The following is a 13,655-nucleotide window of genomic DNA, read 5'->3' on the forward strand; positions in this document are numbered from 1 at the left end:
TTTAAAAAAAACGCAAGCGATTCAGCAGCATGGACGCCCGCGACGCATATGCGTATCATGGCGCCCGCTGCACCAGTAGCTCAGCTGGATAGAGTACTGCCCTCCGAAGGCAGGGGTCGTGGGTTCGAATCCCGCCTGGTGCACCATAGACAGAAACGAGAAAGCCCCGGATCGAAAGGTCTGGGGCTTTTTTGTGGATGCTTGGTTTATCCGAACGATGGCTGGTAAAAAACGCAAACGAGATTTTTCATTCTGTCGTCCAATCAAACTCGTCGTACCCATCCTCCTCGTCGTCCTCAAAAAAAGCCTCTTCAAGGTCGTCGTCTTCAGCAATCGCCTCTTCCGGCTGATTCAGCAGAAAATCCTTACGACTCTCGGTAATCGCGCGCCGCAGTTCTTCGCCCTTTTCCGGGCAGTTGAGCATTTGGGCGATGCGGTCGATTTTTTTTGCCACGGTTTTCTCCAACCCCATCGGCGAATGGCTTGATAGTGCGCGTTTTCGGGCGTGGATGCCAAATCGCCGGGGTGGGTGGGGTCAGTTTTTTTGCAGAGCTTTGAGTCGGGCGCTGAGGTTTTGGTCTGGATAGCGCTTGTGCAGATCGGCCAGCAGTTTGTCGGCCGCGTGGGCCTGTCCCGATTTCTGCAGATGAATGACCTCGCGCAGTTGTTCATCCAAGGCTTTAACCGGGACCGCTGCCCGCTTGCTGACTTTGGCCTCATCGGCCATGTCGGCGCTGAAGGATTCGCTTTGCATCGGCGCTGCCGATTCCGCCATGGGCGCTGCGGGTGCCGGGGCTGCCAGTGAACGGGCCGTCGAGGGTTCGGCTTCTTTCTTGGCGAGCGGTGCCGCGGCTTTTGGCGCAGGCGCAAAGTCGTAGCTCGGCAATTGCTCGGGCGTGCGCTGCACCAGTGTCAGCATCAGCGCGACACCGACGAGGCTGGCGAATGCGACTTGCCAGCGCGGTTGTTGGCAGGCGCGCAGCCAGCGTTGCCACAGGTTTGGCTTGGGCTTCGGGGCTTCGCGATGGGCGGCAGACAGGATCAGGGCGTCTAGATGGGCCGACGGCTCGCTTTGCGATTGCTCACGGAAGTGTTTAACCAGTGGGTCTTGCGGTGTAGGACGGGCGTCAGTCATGTCAGTACCTCCTCGGCCAGCAGCCGACGCAGTTTTTGCTGGGCGTAACGCAGGCGGCTCTTGACCGTTTCCAGCGGTGTTTCGGTAAGGGTGGCGATCTGCGCCAGGTCGAGATCGCTGTAGGCCCGCAGCAGGAACACTTCGCGCTGGTCGGCGGGCAAGGCTTGCAGGGCGGCTTCGAGGCGTTGGCTGTCGCGGCTCAAGCTCAGCAATTGTTCGGGGTCATTCTGTTCGTCGGTCAGCGCATGTGTTTGTTCGTCGTAGCTGTCGTGCATTGGTTGATGAATACCGTGCTTGCGCCAGTGATCGATGAGGCGATTGCGGGCAATCTGGAACAACCAGGTACGAAAAGTCGCCCGGCCTTGTGGCTGGCTGCCGCTGCGGATCAGGCTCAACCAGGTCTCCTGATAGACCTCTTCGGCGAGTTCGGTGCTGCCGCTCAGCCCCAGCAGAAACCGGTACAACCCTTGGCGATGGCGGGCGTACAAAATCTCGAACGCCGCGCCGTCACCCTCGCGATAACGGGCCAACAGCGACTCGTCGCTGTTGGTCTCAAGGCTGTTGGCGCCAGTAAACAGCTGGCTGATGAACCCCTTCAGTCCGCTCACTATTCGATCCGTCGCTCAGTGCCAGTTGGGTTCGACGCGGTGGTGGTGCGCAGGCTTTGCGCCAGTTCCACCAACTGCACGAACTCGCTGCGCAAGCCGAAGCGGTCATCGCCCCGTGCGCCACGGGCCAGGGCTTCGGTGTCTTTGAGGCTGAATTCACCGGTGTAACGACCGTCCTTGAGCTGCTGGGAAAACGCTGCCACGGCTGCTGCGAAGCGCAGGTCGTTACTGGCAACAGTCACGGCGTCAGTGATCGGCCGCTCGATCAGACGACTGTTCCCACCTTCCGGCAGCTGATATCGCACACGCAGCATTGCCAATTCCCCGTTATTCCCGGCATCGACAGTATCGGACCGGCGATAGCGCAGCTGCTCGAGCCAACCCTTCTCGCCCGTGGGGACAATTTCATACAACGCCGTCACCGTATGCCCTGCACCAATCTCACCGGCATCGACCTTGTCATTGCTGAAATCCTCACGTTTCAACGCACGGTTCTCATAACCCAACAGCCGATATTCACTGACCTGCGCCGGGTTGAACTCCACCTGCAGCTTCACGTTCTTGGCGACCACCGCCAGGGTCGAGCCAAGCTGATCCACCAGCACCTTGCGCGCCTCGCGCAGGTTGTCGATGTAGGCATAGTTGCCATCGCCGGCATCGGCCAGTTGCTCCATCAGGTGTTCATTGTAGTTATCCACACCAAAGCCCAACGTCGTCAGGGAAACGCCGGTCTTGCGTTTATCCACAGCCAATTGCTTGAGGCTGTCGAAGTCGCTGATGCCGACGTTGAAATCACCGTCGGTGGCCAGTAGTACGCGGTTGATGCCCTTGGGGATGAACGCCTGCTGCGCCTGTTGATAAGCCAGTTCGATGCCCGAAGCACCGGCGGTGGAGCCGCCAGCGGTCAATTGGTCGATGGCTGTACGAATCTTCGTTTTTTCCCGTCCGGAAGTGGGCTCCAGCACCACTCTGGATTCGCCGGCGTAGACCACCAGGGACACCCGGTCTTGCTCGCGCAGTTGATCGACCAACAATTTCAGCGTGCTTTTGACCAGGGGTAAGCCCTCGCGACGGTCCATCGAACCGGACACGTCCACCAGAAACACCAGGTTCGCCGGCGCCAGTTCCGCCACGGCGCGGTCCGAGGCCTTGATGCCGATGCGCAGCAGGCGGGTATGCGGGTTCCAGGGCGTCGCGGCCAGTTCGGTGGTTACGCCGAAGGGCGAGCCATCGGTGGGCAAGGCGTAGTCATAAGGAAAGTAATTGACCATTTCCTCCAGGCGCACCGCACCTTCTGGCGGCAGGCGGCCTTGGTTGAGCAAACGGCGGACGTTGGCGTAGGCCCCCGTATCGACATCGGCGCTGAAGGTCGAGACCGGCGTTTCGGCGACGCTGTGGATCGGGCTGTCCGCCAGGCCCTGATATTGCTCACGCCCCTCGTCACGATAACCCTGTGGATAAATTTCAGCGGCCGGCATCGGCGCGAAACGGGCCAAGGGTGCTGCGCGCACGCTTGGCTTGGCCATCGCCGTATCGGCCATGACGCTTTCGTGCTGTACCAACGCTTCGGTTTTCAACTCCGATTGAGCCGGTGGCGGTACCGCTGCCGACTCAGGTTTCGACGAAACGCCGCAGCCGGAAACGGCCAGCAACAACCCGGCAGCGAAACCCTGGGCGGCCGGACGATAAAAACTCAGCGGAACAAACATGGGGCTGACCTCAGGATGAAATTGACCTGTTCATCCGGTGAGACGGGCAGCCCTTTGGATTCGGGTTAACCCCGCGTGAAAAAATCTTCAGCGGTGATAACGCCGCACCACGCTGCTGTTTCGCAGCACGTGGCCTTTGATTTTTTCAAGGAACTGCGCGCGGGTCAGGCCGGCGGGCAAGGCGTCCGGGGCCAGGTCCAGGGCGTAGATCTGGATGATGTAGTGGTGCGCGCTATCGCCCACCGGCGGGCATGGGCCGATATAGCCCGTGGTGCCTTTGCTGTTGGTGCCGCCCATGCCTTCGAACGCGGATTTGGCGCCCACGCCGGCCGGGATCTGACGGGTGCTGGCCTTGATGCCGTAATGCAGCCAATGATCGACGCCCTGCCCTTTCTGGCCGTCCGGGTCGTGCATGACAATGGCGTAGCTGAGGGTGCCTGCGGGGCCGGCGTTCCAGCTCAGCGCTGGCGAAACGTTGTGCCCGCCGCATCCCTGGGCGTCACTGGCGGCGGCCGACGTGAACAGACGGTCATCCGAAACGCCCGGGATGTTCAGGGTGAAGCGCTCCTGGGCGGCCTGTGCTGGAAACTGCACGCAGAAAACAACGGCCATGGCTGCCAGCAAAGGGTTCAAAGAGGTCAATCGGGTCATACCGGAGCACCTTTGTGCGTGTGGGGCCGTCGTCGGCGTGCAAACTATAGCCGGACCGTTCGCGCCTTGGCAGTGGGATTTGGATGAACCTCACGATTAGCCCCGGACTCTCAAATGAAACGCCCGTCTGGAGAGCGATCATGACCTTGCATCGCGTCGCCCGTTTCACCGATGTCGCCGAAAACCGTGGCCTGGAAGTCCGCATCGCCGACAACAAAATCCTCTTGCTCAAAGTCGGCGATCAACTGCGTGCCTATCAGGGTGAATGCCCTCACGCCGGCGCTCCCTTGGCAGAGGGAGCGCTGTGCAATGGCCGCCTCACCTGCCCATGGCACAAGGCTCAGTTTCGTATCGAGGACGGCGCGTTGTGCCAGCCACCGGCCCTCGACAGCCTCAAGCGTTACCCGCTCGAAGTACGTAACGGGGAAGTCTGGGTCGATGATCAACCGCTGTCGGATGCACACACCCCACCCGCCGATGACCCGCGCACATTCGTGATTGTCGGCGCCGGCGCCGCAGGCACCGCAGCGGCATCGGCGTTGCGAGAGAAAGGTTTCGGCGGCCGGGTGCTGTTGATCGATCGGGAGCCCCAGGCTGGTTACGACCGCACGGTATTGAGCAAATTCGTGATTGCCGGAGAAACGCCGCCGGATGAAATCCCACCGCTGCGTGAGGAAGATTTTTACCGCGAGCAACGCATCGAACGCATGAATGCCGAAGTCGCAAGCCTCGACATCGCCAGCAAAACCCTGCGACTGACCGACGGCCAATCACTGGCTTATGACGCCGCGTTGCTGGCAACCGGTGCCACGCCCAAATCACTGGACTTGCCCGGCGCCGACCTGCCTCATGTGTTTGTCTTGCGCTCCAGGTTCCACGCGCAACAGATTCTGGACAGCGCCCAACCCGGTCAGCGGGCGGTGATCATCGGTGACAGTTTTATTGCCATGGAATCGGCCTCGGCGCTGCGCCAGTACGGGCTCGATGTCACGGTGCTGGCCCGTCAGCCGGTGCCTTTCGTCAAACAGTTCGGTGAAACGGTCGGCAAGGCGATTCTTGCGCGGCATCAGGCCAACGGCGTGATCTATCGCACCGAGGGTGAAGCCACACGGATCGAAGGCACGGACACAGTCGAAGCGGTGCGCCTGAGCAATGGCGAGCGGTTGCCTGCGGATCTGGTGCTGGTCGGAATTGGCGTGAGCCCTGCGACCGCTGTCTTTGCTGACCTGCCCGAGGAAAAAGATCAATCGCTGCGCGTCGACGGCGGCATGCGCGTGTGCGACGGGGTCTGGGCGGTTGGCGACATTGCCACTTTCCCGCTCAACGGCCAGCCCGTGCGCATCGAACATTGGCGACTGGCCCAGCAACACGCACGGATCGCCGCGGCGAACATGCTTGGTGGCGATGAGCATTACCTCGACGTGCCGTTTTTCTGGACCTGGCATTTTGGCAAGAACTACGACTACCTGGGTCATGCCGAGGCGTGGGACGAAGTCGAGTTCAAGGGTGACCCGTTCAATCCGCCCTTTATCGGGCTGTTCGGTAAAAACGGCGTGGTGGTGGCGGCGGTGGCCTGTGAGGAGGAGCGCGCGATGGCGATGCTTGCCGAGCGGATGAAGCAGCCGCTGTCGGTGGATGAGGGATGGCGCTTGATTCGAGGCTGAAAACACACACTGTGGCGAGGGAGCTTGCTCCCGCCCGTCTGCGCAGCAGACGCAAAATCCATGACGATGGTTGTTCAGAAAAAATATCGTCGTGAGAATCGGGTGTCCTTCGGCCACCAGCGGGAGCAAGCTCCCTCGCCACAGAGATCTCGGAGCGGATTTCTTGGTTACTGGACTTCGACAGTCCCACCAAACTTGCTCATCAGGAACGCCACAAACTGTTCGACGGTCATTTTCTGGCCGTTGAAATCCACCTGATTGTTGGCGTAGTGCAGTTTGCTGACGACGTTGTTGCCATCCAGCACCGCCAATTGCGTGCCGACGGCCATGCTGCTGAACATGTCAGCCGTGGCGGTGGCCTGGTCGGCGATCAGTTTGGCGTCGGTCTGGCCATCGATTTGCGATTGCACGGTCAGCACATCAACGATCATCGGCTTGGAGACTTTCACGTTGACGTCCAGCAACGCGATCAATTGGCGGACCAGTTGGTCGGCAGGCAGGTCGATCGACTGCGGCTTGGTCAGGTCGAGCACCAGGTTCGCGCGGCTTTCACCATTGGCGGTGTTGAACGACAGGTTCTCCAGGGCCAATTGCGGGCCGGCGGCGAGTAACTTCTCCAGATTGGTCTTGAGTTGCGCTTCTTCGGCTTCGGTCAGGTTCAGCTCCGGCGCCGGTTGACCGGCGGCCGTAGCCTCGGCGGCAGCCTGTTCGTAGGGCTGCAGTTTGGTCTGGTAAATCTCCATCAACGCCAGGGTCGACGGGATGTCGAGATTTTTCAGGCTCAGGGCCATCTGCGCCGAACCGATGGTTTTGCCATTGAGCGACACCTCGCCCACCTTGTAATCGGCACGCCCCGAAGCGCTGGTGCCCGACTCTTCGGTCTGGTTCTTCATTTCGAAATTCTTGAAGCCCAGCACCGACTGTTTCGGGCCGAAGGTGGTTTTGCTGTTGCTCAGCTCGACGGTGTTCTCGCCGGTGTAGTAACCGTAGGTGCTCTTTCTCAGGTTGCTGGCCAGGGTCAGGCCACTGAGCTCGACCTGCACCGGCGACTGATCTTCGGCAACGGTGGTGAGTTTAAGGCTGTCCATGTAGCCATCGGCCTTGACCTTCTGCGCCTGGGCGCTGGCCGCGACATCGAGCTTCAGACCGGAGAATTTCAGGCTGGACTTGTCATCCAGGGCGCTCTCCAGCGGCAGCAATTCCAGCGAGCCGTTGGTGGAGTTGTCGTAGCCGATGTTGACCACGCCTTTGAGTGGCGAGGCGTCCTTGGTGGCGGCGAACCATTTTTCCGTGAGCGGGGTTTTTTCCAGTTCATAGTTGCTGGTGGCCATGACCGGCAGCCACTTGAGCGACATCAGGCGCGAAAACGGCAGTGGGCCATGCTCGATGTGATCGACGAACAGCAACTCGACCGGCGCTTCGCCGAACATTTCACCTTCGGCCTTGAGGCGATAGTGCGCGGTACTGCTGAATACGTGACGCTCCAGTGAAACCAACTCCACCTTGGCGGTGCCTTTGTGCCCGACCATGGCCGCCTGCAATTGCTGGTTGGCATCGGCCAGGGAGGTATTGAGCACGCTTTCGATTTTGGTCCCGGTGTACCAGGCGCCGCCGGCGCTGACGACGCCAATGGCCACAACAATTCCCAGAAGCACGCCTGCTGATTTATTCATGTATGACCCGATCATTGTCCGTTGTTGAGGGTGTGGTCGTCTTCCTTGAACCCGAAGTGGGTTGCGGTCACGACTGCGCTTTAAGTGGGGTGCAGATTAGCATCAGGCGCGCGGGGTGGCCCAATTGATGTGTGTCTTTGGCGTTGGTTTGTTGATGAAAGATCGCAGCTTCCGACAGCGCCTACAGACTATTCACCAAGACCTGTAGGAGCGGTCGAAAGCTGCGATCTTTTTGCGATCAGGAATACTGTACTTCGATCTCATCAAGCTGATGATCAAAGGTCTTGAGCCGTGCAGTCCAGGTGTACACCAGCACTTCGAAATCGCGATTGATCACCGCCCCGCCCGTGACTTCCCCACGGGGATCGCAGAAATCCAACTGATAGCGCTCGCGGGCCATGGCCGTGGCGACGTCAGCCAGTTCCCGGGCGTTGTTGAGCCAGTGTCGACCGTCGTCCGCCACTTGCCGGTCCAGCGCCAGGCATTGCTTCTTCAGGGTTTCCAGGCTCTTTTCCAGCGGCGTGCCGGTGAGTTCGCCCATGACTTCCTGGAACGTGCGCCCCGGTTGCCAGTAGCTGCCCCAGAAATAGCGATCGAACACCGTTTCGACACGGCGCAGCGCCACCTTGGTGTCCCAGATCAACACCAGGGTCTTGCCTTGTTCGAGTTGTCTTTTCTTGATTCGCTGGTTCTGGACGGACGCCCAGGCCACTACCGCGACGGACATCACCGCGATCAGTGCGACGGCGCTGTCGAGAAACACCATTGCCTTGTCGATCTGATGGGCCAGCATGATGCCGTAGAAATAGGTAGCCGTGAGCAGCACCAGCGCCACGACGGCACACCAGAAGCCGAGAGCATAAGGGTTTTTCATTATTGGTTTCCCCATGACCTGCGCAAGCTTTGTGCGTTGCAGGGCTGCTGTTGCTCCAGCACCCTTGCAACACTTCAAAGCATAGCAACGGCCTCAGGGTTTGCCGGAGTTCGACGCTTGCGTTCGTCCGCTTTCCCAACCACCGCCCAGGGCGAGGAACAGATCGATCTGGCTCATGGCAACTTGGGTGTTCGCCGAAGCCAGTTGCGCCGTGACGTCGGTGTAGGTGCGGGTGGCCTGCAAGTCCGCCAGGAACGACTCGCGCCCGGCCTGGAAGAAGCGATGCGTCTGATCGGCCGCCTGTTTGGCCGACTGCTCGGCGTCCGCCAGGGCATCGCGGCGCTGCAGCAAGGCCGAGTACTGGGCCAGGCTGGTCTGGGTTTCGCGGATGGCGTTGAGCACCACACCATCGAAATGCGCCAGCGTCGCCTGGGTGATGGCTTCTGCCTCGCGGATGCGCGCCCGGGCGCCGTTGGTCGGTACGTTCCAGGTCAGCGACGGCCCGAAGCCCCAGCGATTGGTGGATGGCTCACCGAGATTTTCCAGAATACCTACAGTACCGATGGTCGCACCGATGCGAATGTCCGGATACAGCTCGCCGGTGGCCACGCCGATACCGGCGGTCGCGGCGGCCAATCGGCGCTCGGCCTGACGGATGTCGGGACGACGCTTGAGCAAGGACGCGCCGTCGCCCACCGGCAGCCGTTGGGCGATTTTCGGCAGTTCGGCGCAGGTCGCGGTGCCGGCCGGCAATTGATCCACCGGTTTGGCCAGCAACATCGACAGGCGGAACAGCCCGGCCTGACGCGCCGCTTCATAGCGCGGCATGTCGGCGCGCAGGGATTTGAATTGGGTCTGCGAACGGGTGACCTGGGTTTCATCGCCGCGCCCGGCGTCGCGCAGACGCTGGATCAGTGTGGTGCTCTGGGATTGCAGATCGAGGGAATGCTGGGCGATCTCCCGCTCTTCGTTGGCCGCGCACACCTGGGTGTAGGCGCGGACCACATCGGCCACCAGGGTGATGCGCGCGGTGTCGGCGGCGGCCTGGGTCGCGTCGGCATTGGCCTTGGCCGCTTCGATGCCACGCTGCAAGGTGCCGAACAGGTCGAATTGATAGGACGCGCTGATGCCGATATCGCCGATGTTGGCGACCGGCACCTTTTCCGGCAGCAGAAACGCTTCGCCGGACTCCTGCAAACGCTGGGCGCCCATCTTCACCCCGCCGCTCCAGCCACCGGCCGCCTCGGCCTGGTCAACCTGAGCACGCGCCCGCAACAGGCTGGCCGCCGCCACGCGCAAATCGGTGTTGGACGCCATGGCCTGCTGTACCAACTGGTCCAGCCGCGGGTCTTGATACAGTCGCCACCAATCGGCGGGCACCGGTGCCGAAACCACCGGTTTGCCGTCGACGGCCAGTTCGCCCTGCAAATCCTTGCGCTGGATGGCCGCCTCGTCCGGCAGGTGATAGTCCGGCCCGACCACCTGACACGCCGACAGCATCAAGGCCAATCCCGCGACCGCCACACCCGAGGCCCTGGTCATTGCGCGGGCTCCCGTTGCGTGTCTGCGATGATCGACACAGTGGCGGTACGCCCGGCGATCATGCGGAAGTCTGCCGGCACATCGTCGAAGGCGATCCGCACGGGAATCCGCTGGGCCAGGCGCACCCAGCTGAAGGCCGGGTTGACGTTGGGCAGCAGGTTGTTGCCGCTGGTGCGATCGCGGTCTTCGATACCGGCGACGATGCTCACCACATGCCCACGCAACCGCGCACGGTCGCCGATCACCCGGATGTCGACGCTCTGGCCGACATGAATGCCGTCCAGTTTGGTTTCTTCGAAATAACCGTCGATGTGGTAGGAGTTGCTGTCGACCACCGACAGCACCGGACGACCGGCACTGACGAATTCCTGGGTACGCGGCGCACGGTCGTTGACATAGCCGTCCACGGGGCTGCGGATCACCGAGCGGTCGAGGTTGAGCTGGGCGCTGTCCACCGCGACCTGGGCTTCCATCAACGCCACTTGCGCACGGGCGACCTTGGACTGGCTTTCTTCCATCTGCTCGGTCGGCACCAGGTTACCCAGGCCTTTGTTGCGCTTGGCTTCTCGCTGGGCCTGGGCCAGGGTTTCCTCGCGATCGGCCACCGCCGCTTTCGCCTGGCGCAGGGCCAGTTTGAAGCGGTCCTGATCGATGCTGAACAGCACCTGGCCGCGCTTGACCTGCTGGTTATCGGTCACGTCCACCTGCTGGATCAGCCCGGACACGTCCGGCGCGATCTGCACGATGTCGGCGCGGATGTGCCCATCGCGAGTCCAGGGGGCAAACATGTAATACATCACCATGCGCCACACCACGACGACGGCGAAGGTCACGATCAACAGGGTCAGAACCACTCGGCCGAGGGTTAAAAAAGGTTTTTTCATGTCATCAGGTATCGACTGAGTGAGTCCACCACGCCAAGCAGCAAGGCGTAGAGAGCCACGTTGAACAATGCCCGGTGCCAGACCAGACGGTAAAAGTGCAAGCGTGTCAGCAACCCGTGCACCAACAGGTAAAACAGATAGGTGATGCCCATCAGCACCAGCAGCGTGGGCAGGAATACACCGCTGATGTCCAGATCTCCGATCATAGAGGCGCTCCATCGATGCCATGGGGAAGCGGTTCTTCGAGTTCGGTGGAACCGACGAATTCAACGCCGGGCAACAGCGCCAGGCGCAAGCCGCTCAAGGCGTGCAACAGGTGCAGTCGGGTTTCGTCATCGCCGGCACCGCCGAGGGCGCGACGGGCGCGGTCCATGGTCATCAGCAGAGGGCTTGGCGCCGGCAAGCGCTCGCCGGCCTTGAGGCAGGCCTTGAAGTATTCCCCCACCTCGACCACCACCTGGCGCAGCAGGGCCTGCGGTGCACCTTGAATGCGCGGCGTATAGGCGAGCAGGTCCAGCATGTTCAGCGCCACACGCACTTCGCGCAGGGCGATGCCGGTGTCCTGGCCGGTGATGGCCAGACGCGGCAGGTGCTGCATCAGGCGATCGAGCACCTGTACGCCCAGTTGCCGATGTTCGGCCAGGGATGCAGGTTCCGTCAGGCTGACGATGTCGCGCCAGCTGAATCGGGTCAGGCGCTTGGCCGCCAGTTCGGCGCCGAACGGCCGGGCGATCAGGGTCCAGACAAAGGCGAACAGCAAGCCCACGGGACCGGCCAGGTTGGAGTTGGCAAAACTGAGAAAATCGGCGTCGTAGGCACCCTGAATACTGATGAACGACGAGGTGTTGACCAGCGTCAGCAGCATGCCCAGGTAAAATTGCGGCTTGACCGTCAGCGTACCGACGACGATGAACGGCACCGAAAATGCCAGCACCAGCATCGGGAAATCATGCAGGTTCGGCAGCACCAGGAACAGGTAAAGACTGGCGAACAACACCGACATCGCAGTCCAGAAAAAGAACCGGTAGATCTGCGGCGCCGGGTCGTCCATCGAGGCGAAGAAACTGCACGACACCGCCGCCAGAATCACTGCGGCCCCGCCATCGGTCCAGCCGAGCAGAATCCACAGCACCGAGGCCACGATGATCGCGCTGACGGTGGACGCGGCGGAATACAACATCAGGCCACGGTCGAGAAACGGCGTCAGCCGCCCCAGACGCCAATGCCGGTAAACCGCGCGCCAGCTGTCCTGGTTTTCGCACTCGATGGCGATCTGCAGGCTGCGGCAGTCCTGCCACAGATCGATCCATTCGCCGAGGCGATACAAGGCGTTGGAAAACAGCAGCTGCCTGCGATCCTCCAGCGCTTGGGCACTGGGTTGCAGGGCCTCGAGCTGATCTTTCAAGGCCTGCCAGCGCTCGATGTCGGCATCTTTGTGCTGCAGCCATTCGCTGGCGGCGGCGAGCATGGGCGCGAACTTGTCCACAAGCTCGGGCGTACGTCGTTCGAGGGCATAGAGTGCGTCGTCGAGGGCATCGATGACCGGCAGCAGGTGGATCATGCGCCCGCGCAGTTCCTTGGTGTTGCGCACGGTTTGCGGGCGGGCGCCCTCGTGGGGCAGCTGGCCGATCATCAGCTCCAGGCTGTTGAAGGTCGCGACCATCGATGTGCGCAAACCGCTGACTTCCTCCGGTCGCACATCGCGGCTGAGAAAACGCAGGCTGTAGGTCGACGCCTCGGCAAACCATTTGCTCACCGAGTCCTTGAACACCGGCGCCAGCCGCCGTGGCCAGAACATCGCACTCACCACCGCCGCAACGGCGATGCCGAGGAAGATTTCCTCGGTGCGCGCTTCGGCCACGTCCCACACCGCCAACGGGTTGTCCACCACCGGCAGGGCGATCAGCGGCAAGGTGTAGCCGGCGAGCATGAAAGCGTAATTGTTGGCGGTGCGCAGGTGCAGGGACAGGAACAGCAGCGTGCCCGTCCACAACGCAATGACCAGCACCAGCACATAAGGGCTCTGGACAAACATCGGCACGAACAGCACCGCCGCCGCGGCGCCGAGAAAGGTACCGATCGCCCGGTACAGCGCCTTGGACGTGGTCGGGCCGAGAAACGGGTTGGACACAATGTACACCGTGGCCATCGCCCAATAAGGCCGGGGCATTTGCATGAGCATGGCGATGTACAAGGCGATCATCGACGCGGCGAAGGTCCGCACGCCGTAGAACCAGTCCCGCGCCGGGGGCATTCCGCTGAAGAAACCGCTCACGGTTGGGCCGCCGGAAACTGACTGGCCGACTCGAACGCCTTGAGCACGCGCAGCGCCGCCTCCAGATCGCGCTGGTCGATGCCTTCGAGCACTTCATTGCGCAGGCGCACCAGTTCGATTTCCACTTTCTGCACCAGCGCCCGGCCGGTGTCGGTCAGGCTCAGGCATTTGGCGCGACGGTCCTGGGCGTCTTCGGTGCGGCACACATAGCCGGAATGACACAGCTGATCGAGCAGACGCACCAGGGACGGACTCTCCATCCCCGCCGCCTGCGCCACCGCCACCTGACGCACACCCTCCCCCAGGCGCCCGATCATCAACAACGGGACGGCACAGGCTTCGGAGATGCCATAGTTGACCAGCGTGGTCTGGCAGATTTTTCGCCAATGCCGCGCAGCCACCACCATGGAGCTACTGATGTTCATCTGGAGAGCGTCGAGATTATTCGGCACGAGAAAATGCCCACACTGTTAGTTTGCTAACTATCAATATCGCATTTGCAGGGATTTTTCGTCAAGTTTTGAAATGAATTAGCTGGCTGCAGGAGCGAGCTTGCTCGCGATGAACCTCAGTACGCCGCGGGGTATCAGGCTTTCAGCGTTATCGTTGGCGACCATCGCGAGCATGCTCGCTCCTACAA

13 protein-coding genes and 1 tRNA gene are annotated in these 13,655 nt (G+C 61.5%); 2 read left to right on the top strand and 12 right to left on the bottom strand.

Annotated elements, in window-relative coordinates:
* Positions 1 to 69: 69 nt before the first annotated feature.
* Positions 70 to 146 (top strand) — tRNA-Arg (locus B0W55_RS13790).
* A 101-nt stretch (positions 147 to 247) separates the two neighbouring features.
* Here the strand turns inward: B0W55_RS13790 and B0W55_RS13795 are convergent.
* The 5 genes from B0W55_RS13795 to B0W55_RS13815 form a co-directional block, all read right to left on the bottom strand.
* Complete coding sequence (locus B0W55_RS13795) at positions 248 to 454, bottom strand: hypothetical protein (protein ID WP_077046562.1); 207 nt, start codon at positions 452 to 454, stop codon at positions 248 to 250.
* An 81-nt stretch (positions 455 to 535) separates the two neighbouring features.
* Positions 536 to 1,135, bottom strand: coding sequence for a hypothetical protein (locus tag B0W55_RS13800; RefSeq protein WP_077046530.1), 600 nt, complete (start codon positions 1,133 to 1,135; stop codon positions 536 to 538).
* On the bottom strand, positions 1,132 to 1,713 hold the full coding sequence (locus B0W55_RS13805; RefSeq protein WP_175645506.1) for an RNA polymerase sigma factor: 582 nt from the start codon (positions 1,711 to 1,713) through the stop codon (positions 1,132 to 1,134). Before B0W55_RS13805 ends, B0W55_RS13800 begins: the two co-directional genes overlap by 4 nt.
* A 29-nt stretch (positions 1,714 to 1,742) precedes the next feature.
* The gene (locus B0W55_RS13810) at positions 1,743 to 3,452 is read right to left on the bottom strand and encodes a VWA domain-containing protein (RefSeq protein ID WP_077046532.1); all 1,710 of its coding nucleotides are present in this window, start codon (positions 3,450 to 3,452) and stop codon (positions 1,743 to 1,745) included.
* Positions 3,453 to 3,539: 87 nt separating this feature from the next.
* Positions 3,540 to 4,103, bottom strand: coding sequence for a YbhB/YbcL family Raf kinase inhibitor-like protein (locus tag B0W55_RS13815; protein ID WP_077046533.1), 564 nt, complete (start codon positions 4,101 to 4,103; stop codon positions 3,540 to 3,542).
* A 140-nt stretch (positions 4,104 to 4,243) separates the two neighbouring features.
* Between B0W55_RS13815 and B0W55_RS13820 the strand changes: the two genes are divergently transcribed.
* A complete protein-coding gene (locus B0W55_RS13820; RefSeq protein WP_077046534.1) occupies positions 4,244 to 5,767 on the top strand; it encodes an apoptosis inducing factor family protein in 1,524 nt (507 codons plus the stop codon).
* A 167-nt stretch (positions 5,768 to 5,934) separates the two neighbouring features.
* Here B0W55_RS13820 and B0W55_RS13825 read toward each other — a convergent pair whose 3' ends face one another.
* From B0W55_RS13825 to B0W55_RS13855, 7 genes are all read right to left on the bottom strand, one after another.
* Entirely contained in the window at positions 5,935 to 7,440 is a 1,506-nt protein-coding gene (locus tag B0W55_RS13825; RefSeq protein WP_077046535.1) for a YdgA family protein, read from the bottom strand.
* A 238-nt stretch (positions 7,441 to 7,678) separates the two neighbouring features.
* Positions 7,679 to 8,314 carry an NADH:ubiquinone oxidoreductase subunit N gene (locus tag B0W55_RS13830; protein WP_077046536.1) on the bottom strand — a complete coding sequence of 212 codons (636 nt, stop codon included), beginning with the start codon at positions 8,312 to 8,314 and terminating at the stop codon, positions 7,679 to 7,681.
* 93 nt (positions 8,315 to 8,407) lie between these two features.
* Positions 8,408 to 9,856: an efflux transporter outer membrane subunit gene (locus B0W55_RS13835; RefSeq protein ID WP_077046537.1), complete on the bottom strand. Its 1,449-nt coding sequence runs from the start codon at positions 9,854 to 9,856 to the stop codon at positions 8,408 to 8,410.
* The gene (locus tag B0W55_RS13840) at positions 9,853 to 10,740 is read right to left on the bottom strand and encodes an HlyD family secretion protein (RefSeq protein ID WP_077046538.1); all 888 of its coding nucleotides are present in this window, start codon (positions 10,738 to 10,740) and stop codon (positions 9,853 to 9,855) included. Before B0W55_RS13840 ends, B0W55_RS13835 begins: the two co-directional genes overlap by 4 nt.
* Positions 10,737 to 10,946, bottom strand: coding sequence for a DUF1656 domain-containing protein (locus tag B0W55_RS13845; protein WP_077046539.1), 210 nt, complete (start codon positions 10,944 to 10,946; stop codon positions 10,737 to 10,739). The genes B0W55_RS13840 and B0W55_RS13845 overlap by 4 nt, the downstream gene beginning before the upstream one ends.
* The gene (locus B0W55_RS13850; protein WP_077046540.1) at positions 10,943 to 13,015 is read right to left on the bottom strand and encodes an FUSC family protein; all 2,073 of its coding nucleotides are present in this window, start codon (positions 13,013 to 13,015) and stop codon (positions 10,943 to 10,945) included. The genes B0W55_RS13845 and B0W55_RS13850 overlap by 4 nt, the downstream gene beginning before the upstream one ends.
* Positions 13,012 to 13,440: a MarR family winged helix-turn-helix transcriptional regulator gene (locus B0W55_RS13855; protein WP_077046541.1), complete on the bottom strand. Its 429-nt coding sequence runs from the start codon at positions 13,438 to 13,440 to the stop codon at positions 13,012 to 13,014. Before B0W55_RS13855 ends, B0W55_RS13850 begins: the two co-directional genes overlap by 4 nt.
* Positions 13,441 to 13,655 lie beyond the last annotated feature (215 nt).

Origin of the sequence: Pseudomonas sp. KK4, from assembly GCF_001984065.1 — a bacterium.
Taxonomy (GTDB): Bacteria; Pseudomonadota; Gammaproteobacteria; order Pseudomonadales; family Pseudomonadaceae; genus Aquipseudomonas.